General features: G+C 59.5%; 24 protein-coding genes. 3 read left to right on the forward strand and 21 right to left on the reverse strand.

Features of this window, described 5'->3' with window-relative positions; translation table 11 throughout:
* Positions 1–9: 9 nt before the first annotated feature.
* From rpsM to AC1D1J_RS18520, 21 genes are all read right to left on the reverse strand, one after another.
* The gene (gene rpsM / locus AC1D1J_RS18420; protein ID WP_074579313.1) at positions 10–375 is read right to left on the reverse strand and encodes a 30S ribosomal protein S13; all 366 of its coding nucleotides are present in this window, start codon (positions 373–375) and stop codon (positions 10–12) included.
* 24 nt (positions 376–399) lie between these two features.
* On the reverse strand, positions 400–513 hold the full coding sequence (rpmJ, locus tag AC1D1J_RS18425; RefSeq protein ID WP_028820150.1) for a 50S ribosomal protein L36: 114 nt from the start codon (positions 511–513) through the stop codon (positions 400–402).
* Between the two features lie 29 nt (positions 514–542).
* A complete protein-coding gene (gene infA, locus AC1D1J_RS18430; RefSeq protein ID WP_007869286.1) occupies positions 543–761 on the reverse strand; it encodes a translation initiation factor IF-1 in 219 nt (72 codons plus the stop codon).
* An 18-nt stretch (positions 762–779) separates the two neighbouring features.
* A complete protein-coding gene (secY, locus tag AC1D1J_RS18435) occupies positions 780–2099 on the reverse strand; it encodes a preprotein translocase subunit SecY (RefSeq protein ID WP_477695500.1) in 1320 nt (439 codons plus the stop codon).
* Between the two features lie 19 nt (positions 2100–2118).
* Positions 2119–2550, reverse strand: a complete 432-nt coding sequence (gene rplO, locus AC1D1J_RS18440) for a 50S ribosomal protein L15 (protein ID WP_477687132.1) — start codon at positions 2548–2550, stop codon at positions 2119–2121.
* A gap of 13 nt (positions 2551–2563) precedes the next feature.
* Positions 2564–2746 (reverse strand): 50S ribosomal protein L30, encoded by a 183-nt coding sequence (rpmD, locus tag AC1D1J_RS18445; RefSeq protein WP_122954340.1) that lies wholly within the window; start codon positions 2744–2746, stop codon positions 2564–2566.
* 12 nt (positions 2747–2758) lie between these two features.
* Positions 2759–3277, reverse strand: coding sequence for a 30S ribosomal protein S5 (gene rpsE / locus AC1D1J_RS18450; protein WP_457281394.1), 519 nt, complete (start codon positions 3275–3277; stop codon positions 2759–2761).
* Between the two features lie 17 nt (positions 3278–3294).
* Positions 3295–3660: a 50S ribosomal protein L18 gene (gene rplR, locus AC1D1J_RS18455; protein ID WP_457281395.1), complete on the reverse strand. Its 366-nt coding sequence runs from the start codon at positions 3658–3660 to the stop codon at positions 3295–3297.
* Between the two features lie 11 nt (positions 3661–3671).
* On the reverse strand, positions 3672–4205 hold the full coding sequence (gene rplF / locus AC1D1J_RS18460; RefSeq protein WP_457281396.1) for a 50S ribosomal protein L6: 534 nt from the start codon (positions 4203–4205) through the stop codon (positions 3672–3674).
* A 24-nt stretch (positions 4206–4229) separates the two neighbouring features.
* Positions 4230–4625, reverse strand: a complete 396-nt coding sequence (gene rpsH, locus AC1D1J_RS18465) for a 30S ribosomal protein S8 (protein ID WP_371436766.1) — start codon at positions 4623–4625, stop codon at positions 4230–4232.
* An 18-nt stretch (positions 4626–4643) separates the two neighbouring features.
* Positions 4644–4949 carry a 30S ribosomal protein S14 gene (rpsN, locus tag AC1D1J_RS18470; protein ID WP_188709725.1) on the reverse strand — a complete coding sequence of 102 codons (306 nt, stop codon included), beginning with the start codon at positions 4947–4949 and terminating at the stop codon, positions 4644–4646.
* Positions 4950–4957: 8 nt separating this feature from the next.
* On the reverse strand, positions 4958–5530 hold the full coding sequence (gene rplE, locus AC1D1J_RS18475; protein WP_092130238.1) for a 50S ribosomal protein L5: 573 nt from the start codon (positions 5528–5530) through the stop codon (positions 4958–4960).
* A 1-nt stretch (position 5531) separates the two neighbouring features.
* Positions 5532–5852: a 50S ribosomal protein L24 gene (gene rplX, locus AC1D1J_RS18480; protein WP_477687131.1), complete on the reverse strand. Its 321-nt coding sequence runs from the start codon at positions 5850–5852 to the stop codon at positions 5532–5534.
* A gap of 9 nt (positions 5853–5861) precedes the next feature.
* The gene (gene rplN / locus AC1D1J_RS18485) at positions 5862–6230 is read right to left on the reverse strand and encodes a 50S ribosomal protein L14 (protein ID WP_007869247.1); all 369 of its coding nucleotides are present in this window, start codon (positions 6228–6230) and stop codon (positions 5862–5864) included.
* A 399-nt stretch (positions 6231–6629) separates the two neighbouring features.
* Entirely contained in the window at positions 6630–8216 is a 1587-nt protein-coding gene (locus tag AC1D1J_RS18490; RefSeq protein ID WP_477695501.1) for a glycerol-3-phosphate dehydrogenase/oxidase, read from the reverse strand.
* A 129-nt stretch (positions 8217–8345) separates the two neighbouring features.
* Entirely contained in the window at positions 8346–10076 is a 1731-nt protein-coding gene (locus AC1D1J_RS18495; protein ID WP_477687129.1) for an ABC transporter substrate-binding protein, read from the reverse strand.
* A gap of 84 nt (positions 10077–10160) precedes the next feature.
* A complete protein-coding gene (locus AC1D1J_RS18500; RefSeq protein WP_477695502.1) occupies positions 10161–10469 on the reverse strand; it encodes a DUF2160 domain-containing protein in 309 nt (102 codons plus the stop codon).
* A gap of 11 nt (positions 10470–10480) precedes the next feature.
* A complete protein-coding gene (locus AC1D1J_RS18505) occupies positions 10481–11302 on the reverse strand; it encodes a carbohydrate ABC transporter permease (protein WP_477687127.1) in 822 nt (273 codons plus the stop codon).
* Positions 11299–12189 (reverse strand): carbohydrate ABC transporter permease, encoded by an 891-nt coding sequence (locus tag AC1D1J_RS18510; protein WP_477646620.1) that lies wholly within the window; start codon positions 12187–12189, stop codon positions 11299–11301. Before AC1D1J_RS18510 ends, AC1D1J_RS18505 begins: the two co-directional genes overlap by 4 nt.
* Positions 12190–12274: 85 nt before the next feature.
* Positions 12275–13354 carry an ABC transporter ATP-binding protein gene (locus AC1D1J_RS18515; protein WP_477687126.1) on the reverse strand — a complete coding sequence of 360 codons (1080 nt, stop codon included), beginning with the start codon at positions 13352–13354 and terminating at the stop codon, positions 12275–12277.
* Between the two features lie 39 nt (positions 13355–13393).
* Positions 13394–14479 (reverse strand): ABC transporter ATP-binding protein, encoded by a 1086-nt coding sequence (locus tag AC1D1J_RS18520; RefSeq protein WP_477695633.1) that lies wholly within the window; start codon positions 14477–14479, stop codon positions 13394–13396.
* A 268-nt stretch (positions 14480–14747) separates the two neighbouring features.
* Between AC1D1J_RS18520 and AC1D1J_RS18525 the strand changes: the two genes are divergently transcribed.
* The 3 genes from AC1D1J_RS18525 (at position 14748) to AC1D1J_RS18535 (ending at position 18336) form a co-directional block, all read left to right on the forward strand.
* Positions 14748–15515, forward strand: a complete 768-nt coding sequence (locus AC1D1J_RS18525) for a DeoR/GlpR family DNA-binding transcription regulator (protein ID WP_477687125.1) — start codon at positions 14748–14750, stop codon at positions 15513–15515.
* 48 nt (positions 15516–15563) lie between these two features.
* Complete coding sequence (gene glpK / locus AC1D1J_RS18530) at positions 15564–17057, forward strand: glycerol kinase GlpK (protein ID WP_477695503.1); 1494 nt, start codon at positions 15564–15566, stop codon at positions 17055–17057.
* A gap of 85 nt (positions 17058–17142) precedes the next feature.
* A complete protein-coding gene (locus AC1D1J_RS18535) occupies positions 17143–18336 on the forward strand; it encodes an esterase-like activity of phytase family protein (RefSeq protein ID WP_477695504.1) in 1194 nt (397 codons plus the stop codon).
* Position 18337 lies beyond the last annotated feature (1 nt).

The following is an 18337-nucleotide window of genomic DNA, read 5'->3' on the forward strand; positions in this document are numbered from 1 at the left end:
ACCTCTCAATTATTTCTTCAAAGCTGCAGCGGCCTTGCGCGGGCCCTTGCGGGTACGGGCATTGGTCCGGGTGCGCTGGCCGCGCATCGGCAAGCCGCGACGGTGGCGGAAACCGCGGTAGCAGCCGATGTCCATCAGGCGCTTGATATTCATCGTGGTTTCACGACGCAAGTCACCTTCGATGGTGAACAGGGCGATCTGCTCACGGATTTTTTCCAGGTCGCCATCGGTCAGGTCTTTGACCTTTTTGGCGTAAGCGATGTCACATGCTTCGCAAATTTTGCGAGCGCGTGTGCGACCGATGCCGAAGATAGCAGTCAAGCCGATTTCGGCGTGTTGCTGCGGCGGAATATTGATACCAGCGATACGAGCCATGTTCGTCCTCTAAAACTCTTGAAATCAGCCTTGACGCTGTTTGTGACGCGGATCCGTGCAAATCACACGGACAACGCCCTTGCGACGGATAACTTTGCAGTTACGGCAAATTTTCTTGACCGAAGCTGAAACTCTCATTTCTATTACTCCTAAACTTTCACTCTGTGCTACTTGGCACGGAAAACAATTCGTGCGCGCGATAAATCGTAAGGCGTTAACTCAACCGTTACCTTGTCACCGGGAAGAATGCGGATGTAGTGCATACGCATTTTTCCCGAGATATGTCCCAGTACAACATGTCCATTTTCCAGCTTCACCCTGAAAGTTGCATTGGGGAGGTTTTCTACAACCTCGCCCTGCATCTGGATCACATCGTCTTTAGACATATCCCATCAAATACCCAGTTAACCGCCCAGTGACGTCTTGAAGTTCGCCTTTTTAAGCAACGACTCATACTGTTGCGACATCATGTAGTTCTGCACCTGGGCCATGAAATCCATGGTCACCACGACAATAATCATCAACGACGTACCGCCAAAATAGAACGGCACGTTGTATTTCAAAATCAAAAACTCCGGCAACAGGCACACGAATGTGATGTAAACCGCACCCGCCAGCGTCAAACGCACCAGGATTTTGTCAATGTAGCGGGCCGTCTGATCGCCCGGCCGAATACCCGGAATGAACGCCCCGCTCTTTTTCAGGTTGTCCGCCGTTTCACGGCTGTTGAACACCAGCGCCGTATAGAAGAAGCAGAAAAACACAATCGCACTGGCATACAGCATTACGTAGATTGGCTGGCCCGGCGTCAGCGTGCTGGCGATGTCCTTGAGCCAACGCATGCTTTCACCGGCGCTAAACCAGCCTACAACCGTGGCAGGCAGCAAAATGATCGATGAAGCGAAAATCGGTGGAATCACGCCCGCCATGTTCAACTTCAACGGCAAGTGCGATGACTGTCCGCCGTAAACCTTGTTACCCACCTGTCGCCGCGCATAGTTCACAAGAATCTTGCGCTGCCCACGCTCCACGAACACCACGAAATACGTCACCAGCACAACCACCGCGACGATCACGATGGCTACCAGGATACTCATGGCGCCGGTGCGAACCAATTCGAGCAAACCACCCATGGCATTCGGCAAGCCTGCCGCAATACCGGCAAAAATCAGGATCGAAATGCCGTTACCCAAACCACGCTCGGTAATCTGCTCACCCAACCACATCAGGAACATCGTGCCGGCCGTCAGGCTGAATACGGCAGTCATGCGGAAACCAAAGCCAGGCATCAACACCAGACCCGGTGAACTTTCCAGCGCTACCGCAATCCCCATCGATTGGAACAAGGCTAGGGCCAGCGTGCCGTAACGTGTGTACTGCGTAATTTTGCGCCGACCGCTTTCGCCTTCTTTTTTCATCTGCTCGAACGTCGGAACGACGTACGTCAGCAGCTGCATGATGATCGATGCCGAGATGTACGGCATGATGCCCAGGGCAAATACCGTAAAGCGCGACAGGGCACCACCAGAAAACATATTGAACAAATTCAATATGCCGCCTTGTTGGCCCTTGAACAACTCCTTGAGCTGGCCAGGATCAATCCCTGGCACCGGGATGTGCGCGCCAATGCGGTACACCACGAGAGCCAGCAGCAAAAACACAAGCCGGTTACGCAAATCACCGTACTTGCCGGTCTTCGCAATTTGAGCTGAGTTGGTTGCCACTGATTTTCCAGTCAGGTATTTAAGCGACAGAGCCGCCGGCGGCTTCAATAATGGCCTTGGCACCCGCCGTGGCGGAGATGCCGTTCAGCTTGACAGCCCTGGACAACTCACCCGACTTGATGACCTTGACATTCTTGGCGAGCTGACCCACCAGGCCAGCAGTCTTCAGCGCCAGCAGATCGACTTCGGCCAGGCCCAGTTGCTCCAGCGCACTCAGGGTAACCTCGGCGTTGAACTTGAGCAGATGCGACTTGAAGCCACGCTTTGGCAAACGGCGCTGCATAGGCATTTGACCGCCTTCGAAGCCGACCTTGTGGTAGCCACCAGCACGTGATTTCTGGCCTTTGTGGCCGCGTCCAGATGTTTTACCCAGACCAGAGCCAATGCCACGACCGACGCGTCGCTTGGCATGTTTGGCGCCTTGGCCAGGCTTGATTCCGTTCAATTCCATTTTGAGTCTCCGCTCAGACAATCTTGACCAGATAGCTGATCTTGTTGATCATGCCGCGCACTGCGGGCGTATCCTGCAATTCGCTGACGCTGTTGACGCCACGGAGGCCCAGACCGCGCACAGTGGCGCGATGCGATTCCTTGGTGCCAATCGGGCTGCGAACCAGCTGGACTTTGACTTTGGTTTCTTTGGTCATTTCAATGCCGCCTTAGCCGAAGATCTCTTCGACCGATTTGCCACGTTTGGCCGCAATTTCAGAAGCGGTCGTGGAATTATTCAGTGCATCCATGGTGGCACGCACCATGTTGTAAGGATTGCTCGAACCATGGCTCTTCGCCACGATGTCGGTAATGCCCATGACTTCGAAAACGGCGCGCATTGGGCCGCCAGCGATGATGCCGGTACCCTTGGGAGCCGGCGCCATCATGACGCTGGCTGCACCGTGATGGCCGAAAACATTGTGGTGGATGGTGCCGTTTTTCAACGAAACCTTGGTCATGTTGCGACGCGCTTCTTCCATCGCTTTTTGCACGGCTGCTGGCACTTCTTTCGACTTGCCTTTGCCCATGCCGACGCGGCCATCGCCGTCACCCACGACGGTCAATGCGGCGAAACCGAGGATACGGCCGCCCTTTACGACTTTGGTCACGCGGTTAACCGCGATCATTTTTTCCTTCAGACCATCGTCTGGAGCGTCGTTTTGCTGTTTTGCTTGAAACTTAGCCATACTTAATTCCAGTCTGCTTAGAACTGCAAACCAGCTTCGCGAGCCGCCTCAGCCAGCGCTTTGACGCGGCCGTGGTACGCAAAACCGGCGCGATCAAACGCCACTTTTTCAACACCTGCTGCTTTTGCCTTTTCGGCAATGCGCTTGCCAATGGCTTGCGCAGCAGCAACGTTTCCACCTTTACCCGAGGCGCCGATTTCCTTGCGGACTTCCACTTCCGCGGTGGAAGCAGCAGCCAGAACCTTGGTGCCGTCGCCAGAAATAACGCTGGCATAGATGTGCAGATTGGTGCGATTCACGGTAAGACGGGCAACACCTTGCGTGGCAATGCGAATGCGGGTCTGGCGTGAACGACGAAGGCGCTGCTCTTTTTTGGTCAACATGATGCAGCTCCTTATTTCTTCTTGGTTTCTTTGATCGTGATCTTCTCATCCACATAGCGGATGCCCTTGCCCTTGTAAGGCTCGGGAGGACGAACAGCACGAACTTCAGCGGCGATCTGGCCGACGCGCTGGCGGTCGGAACCCTTGATCACCACTTCCGTGGGAGTCGGGGTTGCAACGGTGATACCAGCAGGCATGTCCATGATCACAGGGTGCGAATACCCCACGGTCAGGTTCAGCTTGGCGCCCTGAGCCTGGGCCTTGTAGCCCACGCCGACCAGGCTGAGCTTCTTTTCGAAGCCCTTGGTCACACCAGTCACCATGTTGTTCACGAGCTGACGCATCGTGCCGCTCATGGCATTGGCTTCACGCGAATCATTGGCCGGCACAAAAGTCAGCTTGCCCGCATCGTTCTTGATGGTGACAAGCGCGTTCTGCGTCAGCGCCAGGGTGCCGAGAGCACCCTTGACATTGATCTGGTCTGCTTTCATGGCCACGTCCACACCCTGAGGTACGGTCACTGGCATTTTTCCTACACGAGACATTTCAGTTTCTCCTCAATGCCGCCGTTAGGCCACGTAGCAAAGCACTTCACCACCGATACCGGTAGCGCGGGCTTTACGATCGGTCATGACGCCTTGCGGAGTCGTGACAATTGCCACACCAAGGCCATTCATGACCTGGGGGATGGCGCCGTGGCCTTTGTAAACACGAAGGCCTGGGCGGCTGACGCGCTCAATGCGCTCAATCACGGGCTTGCCTGCGTAATACTTCAGGGCGATTTCCAGCTGGGACTTGCCTTCGTCGGTCTTGACGGAGAAGCCATCAATGTAGCCCTCATCCTTCAATACCTGCGCGATGGCAACTTTGACTTTTGACGAAGGCACCAGCACGACGGCTTTTTCAACCATCTGTGCATTGCGGATGCGGGTCAACATGTCGGCAATAGGATCACTCATGCTCATTTTGTGGTTCTCCTATGCTTACCAGCTTGCCTTGGTGATACCAGGGATATCACCAGCAAAAGCCAACTCACGGATCTTGGCGCGAGCCAGACCGAATTGACGGAAAGTACCGCGTGGGCGGCCCGTGATCGCGCAGCGGTTGCGCTGGCGGGTCGGGTTCGCATTGCGGGGCAGTTTCTGCAGCTCGAGGCGAGCCAGCTGACGCTCTTCGTCAGAACGCTTGGCGTCGTTGGACGTCGCCTTGAGTTCAGCGTATTTTTTGGCGAACTTTGCGGCGAGTTTCTCGCGCTTCAGTTCACGTTGCAGTAAAGCTTGTTTTGCCATGTCCCGCCTCAGTTCTTGAACGGAAAACGGAAGGCGGTGAGGAGTGCCTTGCACTCTTCATCGGTCTTTGCCGTTGTGGTGATGCTGATATTCAGGCCGCGCAAGGCGTCAACCTTGTCGTACTCGATCTCAGGGAAAATGATCTGCTCTTTCACGCCGATGTTGTAGTTTCCGCGGCCATCGAAGGCCCGGCCGGAAATACCACGGAAGTCACGCACACGGGGCAGGGCCACGGTAACGAAACGATCGAGGAACTCATACATCTTCACGCCGCGCAAGGTCACCATGCAGCCGATAGGCAGGTCTTCGCGGATCTTGAAACCGGCGATAGCCTTCTTGGCCTTGGTCACGACAGGCTTCTGGCCGGCAATCTTGGTCATGTCGCCAACGGCGTTGTCCATGACCTTCTTGTCGGCAACAGCCTCGCTCACACCCATGTTGAGCGTGATCTTGGTGATACGGGGAACCTGCATGGGCGAGGTGTAGCCGAATTTCTCAATCAGGCCGGGGGCGATTTTTTCGCGGTACTGGGCTTGCAGGCGTGCCTGCGAAGCGGCTTGTACAGGTGCGGTCTTTGCCATGTTATGCAACCTTGATTTCTTCGCCACTGGACTTGAAGACGCGCACTTTTTTGCCGTCTGCCAGGAGCTTGATGCCAACGCGATCCGCCTTGCCGGTAGCGGCATTGAAAATTGCCACGTTCGACTGGTGAATCGGCATGCTTTTTTCGACGATGCCGCCGGTGGTGCCCTTGAGGGGGTTGGGCTTGGTGTGTTTTTTCACCAGGTTGACCCCATCCACCAGCACATAGCTGTCGTCTTTGCGCAGCGAAATCTTGCCGCGCTTGCCTTTGTCGCGACCAGCGATCACGATGATCTCGTCGCCTTTACGGATTTTGTTCATGGCGAGTCCTTACAGAACTTCAGGAGCCAGGGACACGATCTTCATGAACTTTTCAGTGCGCAGCTCGCGCGTCACTGGTCCGAAGATGCGGGTGCCGATTGGCTCCAGCTTGGCATTAAGCAACACTGCTGCGTTGCCGTCGAATTTGACGAGCGAACCATCGCCACGGCGAATGCCCTTGGCGGTGCGAACGACCACAGCGCTGTAAACCTCGCCTTTTTTGACGCGGCCACGCGGAGCGGCTTCTTTGATGCTCACCTTGATGACGTCACCAACGCTGGCGTACCGGCGCTTGGATCCGCCCAGAACCTTGATGCACATCACGGACTTGGCACCCGTGTTGTCAGCAACATCGAGTTTGGATTGCGTTTGAATCATTTAAATGTGTTCCCAACTTGCACCGGAAGGCAACCCCTTGAGATCACCAACCAATCAGTCTTGGGCCCGTCGTCCACACCACAAACCACTTGTAGTGTTTCCGTTAGGCAGAATTCCTCGCCTTTTTAGAGCGAAGCCCACGATTATGACTGAGCGAAAAGCCACTGTCAACCGCTTGTTGTGAAAATATCCCCACAATAAAGCAGCGGTCCCTCCAGAAGCCGGGGAGCCCTCGGGTACCGGCCACGCTTCGCGCTTACGCCGCGGGCGGATTTTCGGCATTAAATTCGGCCTTTGGCCAATAGGGATGGGCGCAAGCAGCTATCAAAAAGAGAGCAAAAATCTGCCCGGGCATCCAATTTCGCCCGCCTCCTTTGCAGGACGGCAACTGGCGGCAATTCAGGCTGGCAGGCTGAGGTATTGGCCACACAGCGTCAGGAATTCGTCCAGCTGGGGATCCACGCCGTTTTCCTGCTGTAGCAGAGTGGCTACTTCCGGCGCCAGGGTTCTGGCCAGTGCCGCGTCGAGAAACAGCAGACGGGAACGCCGTGCCAGCACGTCTTCAACGGTGCGGGCATATTCATGGCGCGCAGCGAAACGCACCATTGCCTCCGTCAGCCCACCGCCTAACTCGCGGCTGGCACCCGGCAGGTTTTCCATGGCCGACGCCTCGCTGCCATACAGATGAGCCCCTGGCGCCTCGCTGATTTTGTGATTCGAATCGTGAGCACCAACTAACTTCAAGTTTGTGGTGACGCCGGCCCCGCGTGTTGGCAGCAACGCCGCGCCAAAACATTTGTCCAGCACGTCTTCCGCCATCGCCCGGTAAGTGGTCCACTTCCCTCCCGTCACCGTGACCAGGCCGCTTTTGCTGACCAGCACCGTGTGCTCACGCGACAACGCCTGGGTGCTTCCGGCATCCTCATCCGGCGGCTTGACCAGGGGCCGCAATCCCACCCAGATGCTTTTGATGTCAGCCGGACCGGGAGCCCGGCTCAAGTAGCGGGCTGATTCGCGCAAGATGAAGTCGACTTCTTCCCGGAAAGGCAACGGCTCACGCGCCAGGTCGTGGCGCGGCGTGTCCGTGGTTCCCAAAATGGTTTTACCTAGCCATGGCACTGCAAACAGCACCCGGCCGTCGGCCGTCTTGGGCACCAGCAGGGCGTGGTCGCCAGGCAGAAACGAGCGATCCACCACAATATGAACACCCTGGCTGGGTGCCACCATGGGCTTGGCGTCGCGGCCTATGGCCTGTCCATCCTGCAGCCGCAACTGGTCCACCCAGACACCCGCCGCGTTCACCACGCAATTTGCCCTGAGCTCAAACGTACGGCCTGTTTCCTGGTCGCGCGCATGCAGGCCGACCAGCTTGCCGCCCTCATGGATCAGGCCCGTTGCCGCGCAGTAATTCACCAGCAACGCACCCTGCCGCGCCGCCGTGCGGGCCAGCGCCAACGCCAGCCGCGCGTCATCAAACTGGCCATCCCAGTACTTGACGCCGCCCTTGAGATCTTGAGCCTGCACTGTCGGCAGGCAGGCAAGAGTTTCTTGCCGGTTCAGGAATTCCGTGGCGCCCAGACCCGCCTTGCCAGCCAGCGCGTCATACATCTTGAGCCCGATACCGTAGAACGGCGCCTCCCAGAACTTGTAGGAAGGCATGACAAAGGGCAAGGGCTGCGCCAGATGCGGCGCGTTGGCCAGCAGCGTGGTGCGTTCATGCAAGGCCTCACGCACCAGCGAGATATTGCCCTGCGCGAGGTAGCGCACACCGCCATGCACCAGCTTGGTGGCGCGGGACGATGTGCCCTTGGCAAAGTCGTGCGATTCGACCAGCACGACGGAAAACCCGCGGGCGGCCGCATCCAGTGCGACTCCCAGGCCGGTAGCGCCGCCGCCAATGATCGCGATGTCGTAGTGGTGCGGCTCGGCAAACCGGGCCATTAAATCCTGGCGCCGCGTCTGCGCGGGCGCTAATTCAGTCGTCATGGGCTTTGCTTCCCGTTTCCATACAAACCCATTGGTAAAAAGTGCGCCGAGCTTACCCTGCGCTTGTTGCAATAACCTGAATCCAGAAAAAAAAGCCGTGCAGCGCTCGCGCACCGCACGGCCATCCGATCAGCGTACTTTCCCGTCTTTCCAGGCCTGCAGCAGCTTGTCGTAGTTGATGGTTTCGCCCTTGGGCTTTTCATTGCTCAGCTTGGCCCAGGGGGCGGCCTTGTCGCTCAGCCATTTGGCGGGATCTCCCTTGGGGTTGAGTTTAGGCGGGCACTTGGCCATGCCGGCTCGCTCCAGGCGCCCCATCACGTCGTCCATCTCGCCTGCCAGAGTGTCCATGGCGGCCTGGGGCGTCTTTTCGCCCGTCACAGCCTGCGCCACGTTCTTCCACCACAACTGCGCGAGCTTGGGATAGTCAGGCACGTTGGTGCCAGTCGGCGACCAGGCCACTCGGGCGGGGCTGCGGTAGAACTCCACCAGGCCGCCCAGCTTGGGCGCCATGTCGGTCATCGCCTTGGACTGAATATCCGACTCGCGGATCGGCGTGAGGCCGACGATGGTCTTTTTCAGCGAGGTGGTCTTGGCGGTGATGAACTGCGCATAAAGCCAGGCGGCTGCCGTCTTGTTCTCGTCATGCGCGGCAAAGAAGGTCCAGCTACCCACGTCCTGATAGCCGTTCTGCATGCCTTGCTTCCAGTACGGCCCATTGGGGCCGGGAGCCATGCGCCACTTCGGCGTGCCGTCGGCATTCACCACGGGCAGACCCTTCTTGGTCATGTCGGCGGTGAAGGCCGTATACCAGAAGATTTGCTGGGCGATCTGGCCCTGGGCCGGCACCGGGCCAGCTTCCCCGAAGGTCATGCCGGTGGCTTCCTTGGGCGCGTACTTCTTCATCCAGTCCACGTACTTGGTCAGCGCGTAAACAGCAGCCGGTGAATTGGTCGCGCCGCCTCGCGCCACCGAGGCGCCGACGGGCGTGCACTTGTCGGCCGCCACCCGAATGCCCCATTCGTCGATGGGTAAACCGTTGGGTGTGCCGATGTCGGCCGTACCGGCCATCGAGAGCCATGCATCCGTAAAACGCCAGCCCAGCGATGGATCCTTTTTTCCGTAGTCCATGTGACCGTAAATCGGCTTGCCGTCGATGGTCTTCACGTCGTTGGTGAAGAACTCGGCGATGTCTTCATAGGCACTCCAGTTCAGCGGCACGCCCAGCTCGTAACCGTATTTGGCCTTGAACTTGTCCTGCAAGTCCTTGCGCGCGAACAGGTCGGCGCGGAACCAGTACAGGTTGGCAAACTGCTGGTCGGGCAGCTGATACAGCTTGCCGTCCGGGCCGGTGGTGAACTTCGTGCCGATGAAGTCCTTGAGGTCCAGGCCCGGATTGGTGTATTCCTTGCCCTTGCCCGCCATGTAGTCGGTCAGGTTCATCACCTTGCCATAGCGGTAGTGGGTGCCGATCAGGTCGGAATCGGAAATCCAGCCGTCGTAAATCGACTTGCCGGACTGCATGGAAGTCTGCAGCTTCTCGACCACGTCGCCTTCCTGGATCAGGTCGTGCTTGACCTTGATGCCGGTGATTTCCTCGAAGGCCTTGGCCAGCGTCTTCGATTCGTATTCATGGGTGGTGATGGTCTCGGACACGACCGAGATTTCCTTCACGCCCTTGGCCTGCAGTTTCTTGGCCGCGTCAATGAACCATTTCATTTCCGCCTGCTGTTTGTCCTTGCTCAGGGTAGAGGGCTGGAATTCATTGTCAATCCACTTCTTGGCAGCCGCCTCGTCGGCCCACCCCGGGCTGGCCATGGCACACACTGCGGCCACTGCCAGGGCCGTATAACGCATCTTCATGATTTGTCTCCTCATTGGTTCACTCCCCGTGGTTGAAGGCTTGTTCGGCTCCGGGGAATATGAGCCGGGTTCCTTTTTTGATTTCTATCCCTTGCGCATGACAAACGCGAGCAGGGCCATCGACAGTAAAAAACTGATCCAGATCGACGGATCGCCGTCCAGGCCCAGCCACCCGGCCAGCTTGCCGCTGATGCCCACAAAGATGAGGTTGACATAGGCCGCACTGAGCAGGCCAATAAAAAGCCGGTCGCCGCGGGTGGTTTCCAGCGGCAAAAAACCGCGCCGCATCGTTGTCGGGGATTTCAGCTCCCATACCGTCATGCCCACCAGCATCAACACGATGCAGGTGAAAAAAATCGCCACAGGCGTTGTCCAGGCCATCCACTCAAACATATTGACTCCTTTTAGACCCTGCCCATGGCAAAGCCTTTGGCGATGTAGTTGCGCACAAACCAGATCACGATGGCGCCCGGCACGATGGTCAGCACCCCGGCTGCAGCCAGCGTCGCCCAATCCATGCCGGATGCCGACACAGTGCGAGTCATGGTCGCGACGATAGGTTTGGCGTTAACGCTGGTCAGCGTGCGCGCCAGCAGCAACTCGACCCAGCTGAACATGAAACAGAAGAACGCCGCCACGCCGACACCGGCCTTGATGAGGGGCAGGAAGATGCGCACAAAGAAGCGCGGGAAGGAATAGCCATCGATGTACGCGGTCTCGTCAATCTCGCGCGGGATGCCGCTCATGAAACCTTCCAGGATCCACACCGCCAGCGGCACGTTGAACAGCAGATGCGCCAGGGCCACCGCGATGTGGGTGTCCATCAGCCCCACCGTGGTGTAGAGCTGGAAGAAGGGCAGCAAAAACACTGCCGGCGGCGTCATGCGGTTGGTCAGCAGCCAGAAGAACACATGCTTGTCGCCCAAAAAGCTGTACCGCGAAAACGCATAGGCGGCCGGCAGGGCCACAGTGACCGAAATCACGGTATTGATAGCCACATAAATCAGGCTATTGATATAGCCCGAATACCAGGACGGGTCGGTGAAGATGGTCTTGTAGTTGTTCCAGGTGAAGTCCTGGGGAAAGAACGAGAAGCTCGACAGAATTTCAGAATTCGTCTTGAAGCTCATGTTGACCATCCAGTAGATGGGCAAGAGCGCAAACAAGATGTACGCGATCAGGAACAGCGTGCGCGCCTGAAATTTTGGAGTGTTTGGTGAGTTCATTCCACGCCCTCCTTCTCTTGCGTGCCGACACGCTGCATCCAGTTATAGAGGATGAAGCACAGCAGCAGGATGATCAAAAAGTAAATCAGCGAGAAAGCCGCTGCCGGGCCCAGGTCAAACTGGCCGACGGCTTTTTGCGTGAGGTATTGCGACAGGAATGTCGTGGCATTGCCCGGCCCGCCGCCCGTCAACACAAAAGGCTCGGTGTAAATCATGAAGCTGTCCATAAAGCGGAGCAACACGGCAATCATCAGCACGCCACGCATCTTGGGCAGCTGGATATAACGGAACACCGCAAATTTACTGGCGCCGTCGATGCGCGCGGCCTGGTAGTAAGCGTCGGGAATGGAGCGCAAGCCTGCGTAGCCCAGCAGCGCCACCAACGGCGTCCAATGCCACACGTCCATCAGCAGCACCGTCACCCAGGCATGCACGGCGTTGCCGGTGTAGCTGTAGTCAAACCCCATTTTCTGCAGCATGGCCCCCAGCAGGCCGATGTCGGCCCGTCCATAGATCTGCCAGATAGTGCCCACCACATTCCAGGGGATCAGCAGCGACAACGCCACCAGCACCAGCACCAGCGAGGCCTTCCAGCCTTGAGCGGGCATGGACAGCGCCAGCGCAATGCCCAAGGGGATCTCGACTGCCAGCACTGCCAGCGAAAATGTGAGCTGCCGCCACAAGGCCGCATGAAGTTCTTCGTCGCGCATCACCGATGCAAACCACTCAGTTCCGACAAACACGCGCCGCTCAGGCGAAATGATGTCCTGCACCGAGTAGTTGACGACCGTCATGAGCGGGAGGATGGCGGAAAACGCCACACAGATGATGACCGGCAAGACAAGCAGCCATGCTTTTTGATTCACCGGTTTGGTTGTGGTGCTCATGGATTTACCCCCACGCTTGTCACTGCGTGTACTACGCTGCCCCCCGAGGGGGCGGACGCTTGCTTGAAGCGATTCTGCGCTGCGCTCATGCTTCCACCAATTCATCATTGAGGTAAAGGCAGGTATGCGGCCCCATCACTTGCAGCCAGACTTCCTCACCCACCTGCGGCGCGCGAGAAGCCGGGTTCAACCGGGCCTTCAGGGTGTGTTCGCCGATCCGGGCCGTCAGCATCCAGTGGGTTCCGATGTCCTGCACCAGCGTGACAGTGAATGGCAGCGCCGCCGGGTCACCCGGCGCCGTCTTCACCACGTATTCAGGACGCACACCCAGCTTGAGCTCGCCGTCGGGCATGGCTCGTTCAGGTGGCAGCGCCAACGGCCGCTCCGCGACGCGCAGCGCGCCACCGACGACGGTGGCCGGCAAGAAGTTCATGCCGGGCGATCCGATGAAGTGGCCTACAAACGTATGGCGGGGGCGCTCGAACAGCGCATCGGCCGAGCCGGTCTGCACAGCGCGGCCGCGCGTCATCACCACCACCTCTTCGGCAAAGGTCAACGCCTCCACCTGGTCGTGTGTCACATAAATCAGGGTCAGCTTGAGTTCATGGTGAATCTGCTTGAGCTTGCGCCGCAGCTGCCATTTCAGGTGCGGGTCAATCACCGTCAGTGGCTCGTCAAACAGCACGGCCGACACGTCAGGCCGCACCAGGCCGCGGCCCAGCGAGATCTTCTGCTTGGCATCTGCCGCAAGCCCAGCCGCGCGGTGGTTGAGCTGGCCGCTCATGTCCAGCATCTCGGCAATTTCACCGACGCGTTTTTTGATCTGATCTTCCGGCACCTTGCGGTTGCGCAGCGGAAACGCCAGATTTTCAGCCACTGTCATGGTGTCGTAGATCACCGGGAACTGGAACACCTGCGCGATATTGCGCTGCTGCGGCGTCGCATGTGTCACATCCACCCCGTCGAATTTGACTGTGCCCTGCGACGGCACCAGCAAGCCCGACATGATGTTCAGCATGGTGGTCTTGCCGCAGCCCGACGGGCCCAGCAACGCATAAGCGCCGCCATCGCGAAAACTCATGGTGAGCGGGAGCAACGCGTAGTCGCTGTCTTCGCGCGGATTCGGCCGGTAGGCATGGGCCAGGTCGAGATCAATACGCGCCATAAGGCCTCCGCAGCACAGAAGTCGTTGCAAAAAGGTGCTTCATGCAAGTCCTCCCTTGCGCTCTGGCGCCAAAAGCAAGGCACCGGTCGCATCAAAGACATACACCTGGGCGGGGCTGAGAAACAAGGTGATGGGCGCACCCAGCTCGAAGTAATGCACGCCGGTCAGTTGGGCCACCAGCTCACCCACCGCCGTGGCAACGTGGACAAAAGTGTCGGAGCCCGAAATTTCGGCCAACTCGACCTTTCCCGGCAACGCCACATCACCCTCACGCTTTTCGACGCGCAGGGCACTCCCGCGAACACCGGCCGTGAGGGTGGTCAGGCTTTGCGCCGGCGCATCGGGCAAGGCCAGCGCCAGGGTGGGCCCTGCCGCCAGCTGCAGGCCTTGCGCCAAGGGCAGTGCCGCCATCAGGTTCATCGGTGGGTCGCTGAAGGCACGCGCAACGCGCAAGGACCGCGGCGAGTGGAAGACATCGGCGGTCGGGCCGTACTGCAGCAGCTCCCCACCGTCCATCACGGCGGTGTAGCCCCCCAATAACAGGGCTTCGCCAGGCTCGGTGGTGGCGTAGATCACGGTGGAATCGCCGGCTGCAAAAAGCTGGGTCAGCTCTTCACGCAGTTCCTCGCGCAGCTTGTAGTCCAGGTTAACCAATGGCTCGTCCAGCAGCATGAGGGGAGCCCCCTTGGCCAGTGCACGCGCCAGGGCCACCCGCTGCTGCTGCCCGCCCGACAGCTCCGCAGGGTAGCGGTCCAGAAACATCTCGATATGCAGGCGCTCGGCCAGTTTTCGCACCGTCTGGTCAATGTTCTTTTCGCCGCGCAACTTGAGGGGCGAAGCGATGTTGTCCGCCACCCGCAGCGAGGGATAGTTGATGAACTGCTGGTAGACCATGGCGACATTGCGCTCACGAACCGGCATGCCGGTCACGTCAATTTCGTTCACCAGGACTTTCCCATGCGTAGGAACATCCAGGCCCGCCATGATGCGCATCAGGCTGGTTTTTCCGGCCTGCGTCGCCCCCAGCAGCACCGTCACTTCGCCGCTGCGCGGCGCCAGGTTCAGCTCGTAAAGCCATTGTTCGGCCCCGACTTTTTTGCTGATGCGGTCCAGGGCCAGCTGCATCACGCGCCCTTCCCATACACCACGCCATGGCACAAACGCCGCAGCGGCCCGAAATGACGGTGACGCCTCGGTGTCAAAGCGGCGGCAGTCAAACAAAAAGAAGCAATAAACAAGAGAGAGGCTCCCGGCGAGACTTGGAATGAAGTTCGGTTTTTTTCTATTTTTCTTCTTTTATGATTGTTTTATCTACTTGTTTTCCCTTATCTGTTTCCTTTTGTTTCGATATAAAGTTTCCAGACCTCCACGATTCCCTCAAACTTGAATCCGCGTGAACTCCAATCCCAGGCAAATCAAGCTCCTTGACGTCGTGCGAACCCACGGGTCGGCCTCCGTCGAGCAGCTTGCAGAAAAATTGGACGTGACCCTGCAGACCGTCCGGCGGGATGTGCAGCGCCTGTCGGAAGCCGGCCTGTTGACGCGTTTTCACGGCGGCGTGCGGGTGCCCAGTTCCACCATCGAAAACATTGCGCACCGCCAGCGTGAAAGCCTTCATGCCGAAGGCAAGGCCCGCATCGCGCGCGCAGTGGCCAGGCGTGTTCCGAACGACTGCTCGCTGATCCTCAATATCGGCACCACCACCGAAGCCATCGCCAAGGCCCTGCTGCACCACAAGGGGCTGCGGGTCATCACCAACAACCTGAATGTGGCGGGCATCCTCTGCGGCAATACCGATTGCGAGGTCATCGTGGCGGGCGGCGTGGTGCGTGCGCGCGACCGAGGCATCGTGGGCGAGGCGGCGGTCGACTTCATACGCCAGTTCCGGGTCGACATCGCCGTCATCGGCATCTCCGGGATCGAGTCCGACGGTTCCCTGCGCGACTTTGACTACCGCGAAGTCAAAGTTGCCCAGACCATCATCGAGCATGCCCGCGAAGTCTGGCTGGCAGCCGACAGCAGCAAGTTCAACCGGCCTGCCATGGTGGAGCTGGCCACGCTCTCCCAAATTGACCGGCTGTTCACCGACATGCCCCCGCCCGAGCCGTTTCCAACCTTGCTGGAAGAGGCGGACGTCAACTGTGAAGTGGCCCATTCCTGAGCCCCGCGCACTTGTGCGCGCCTGCCACCCTTTCATACACTCCAGCGCATGACATACCTTCTCGCACTCGACCAGGGAACCTCCAGCTCCCGCAGCATCGTGTTTGACGAACATGGCCACATCGTGGCCCTGGCTCAGCAAGAGCTGCCGCAAATCTACCCCAGGCCCGGCTGGGTCGAGCACGACCTCAATGAGATATGGCGCACCCAGCTGGCGACGGCGCGCGAAGTGCTGGTCAAGGCGAACATCAAGGCCGGCGACATCCGCGCACTGGGCATCACCAACCAGCGGGAAACCACCGCAGTCTGGAACCGCAAAACCGGCCAGCCGATTCACCACGCCATCGTCTGGCAGGACAGGCGCGCCGAAGCCACTTGCGCCGCGTTGCGCGAGCAGGGCAAGGAAAAGCTGATCCAGTCCAAAACCGGCCTGCTGATCGACGCCTACTTCTCCGGCACCAAACTCAAATGGCTGCTTGACAACGTACCCGGCGCGCGTGCGCAAGCCGAGCGCGGCGAGCTGGCCTTTGGCACCATCGACAGCTGGCTGATGTGGCAGCTCACCGGCGGCGCGCTGCATGCCACCGACGTCAGCAACGCGTCCCGCACCATGCTGTTCAATGTGCATACCAACCAGTGGGACGACGAACTGCTGGAGCTGCTGGGCATCCCGGCCTCGCTCATGCCCAAGGTGTTGCCGTCGAGCGCGCATTACGGTGAGGTGAAGCCCGACCTGCTGGGTCACGCCATTGCCATTGGCGGCGTCGCCGGCGACCAGCAAAGCGCGCTCTTCGGCCAGGCCTGCTTCAAGGCCGGCATGGCGAAAAACACCTACGGCACCGGCTGCTTCATGCTGATGCACACGGGCAATCAATTTCAAACCTCGCGCAACGGCCTGCTGACCACCAGCGCAGCCCAGGTAACAGCCCAAACCCAGTTCGCCATCGAAGGCAGCGTCTTCGTCGGCGGCGCCGTGGTGCAGTGGCTGCGCGACGGCCTGCACGCCATCAAGGGCAGCGCCGAAGTGCAGGGGTTGGCCGAAAGCGTGCCCGACTCGGGTGGCGTGATGATGGTGCCGGCCTTCACCGGCCTGGGCGCGCCCTACTGGAAACCGGATGCGCGTGGAACCATCACCGGCCTGACACGCGGCACCACGGTGGCCCACATTGCGCGCGCTGCGCTCGAAAGCATTGCCTACCAGAGCGCCGCCCTTTTGCAGGCCATGAGCCGAGACGCCGTCAGTGCCGGCGCGGCCCCCGTGGCTGAACTGCGCGTCGATGGCGGGGCCTGCGTCAACGACCTGCTGATGCAGTTCCAGGCCGACCTGCTCGGCATACCGGTGATCCGTCCGGCCGTGATTGAAACCACCGCACTGGGCGCCGCCTACCTGGCGGGGCTCTCCAGTGGTGTCTATGGCAGCACCGACGAGCTCTCCGGCATGTGGCGCGCCGAGCGCAAGTTCTTGCCCACGCTGGGCGCGGACCGGGCCGCCGAGCTGATGGCGCGGTGGGAACAGGCAGTGCGGCAAACCGTCCTGCAGTAAGCACGGATGCCCGGCGCGGCCTGCGCGCCCTGCGCTTGTCACCGCCGTCACAATTCCCACAAGCGCGGCCGCTAGACTTGGCTGCATGAACCCTTCTGTCACAGATGCCACAGCACCCTCCAGGCGCCGGCTGCTCCTTGGGGCCAGCGCAGCCGCAGTGCTGGGTCTGGCCAGCGCCAGGGCACCGCAGCCGGCAGCTGCAGCCACCGCGCCGCCTCATACACGCCTGCGCCTGATTGGTGAATCCCGCATTCCATACCGCCTGCAATTCCAGGGCACCACGGTGGGCGGGCTATCAGGCATTGACTACGACGCCGCCAACAACCTGTATTACCTGATCAGCGACGACGCCTCCAACATCAACCCCGCGCGGTTTTACACCGCACGCATCGCGCTGGACATGAACAGCCTGGGCCAGCCGGAATTGCTGAGCGTCACCACCCTGCGCGAAGGCGATGGCGACGCGTATGCGGCCGTATTGCGGGGCATCCAGATTCCCGACCCGGAGGCGATTCGCTGGCGCCCCACCAGCCAGACGCTGCTGTGGACCAGTGAGGGGCACTCCCTGGCGGGCGTGGCGCCGGAGCTGCGCGAAAGCCGGGCTGACGGCACGATGGTTCGCGAATTTACGCTGCCGCCCATGTTTGAGTTTCATCTCATCCGGGGGCCGCGCGTCAATCTGGCGCTGGAAGGCCTGGCGCTGACACCCGATGACAAGACAGCCTGGATCGCCATGGAAAACGCTTTCCGTCAAGATGGACCCGTACCCACGGTGAAAGCGAAGGCCGGGCCCTGCCGCTTCACCCAAATTGACCTTGCCAGCGGGAAAGCATTGCGGCAAATCGCGTATGTGCCCGACGCCATTCCGCGCGCACCTGTCCCACCGGCCACCCATGCGGACAATGGCGTGGTGGAAATCCTGATGCTCGACGCTGACCGCATGCTGGTGCTGGAGCGGGCCTATATGGCCGGATGGGGCCCGCAAGCAGGTAACTCGCTGCGCCTGTACCTCATCGACACGCGGCAGGGATCCGACACGCTCGCAACGCCTGTCCTGCAGACCGGCACCTACCGCGCGGTCGACAAAACACTGATCGCCGACTTTTCCGCCTTCACCGGCCCGGGCCCCGGCCTCCGGCTGGAGCGTCTGGACAATACGGAGGGCATGGCCTGGGGGCCGGTACTGCCCAACGGAAATCGCAGCCTGGTCTTCATTAGCGACGACAATTTCAGCTCCCGGCAAATCAGCCAGTGGCTGGCCTTTGAATTTTTGGATTGAC

The organism is Polaromonas sp. P1_F8 (genome assembly GCF_056405635.1).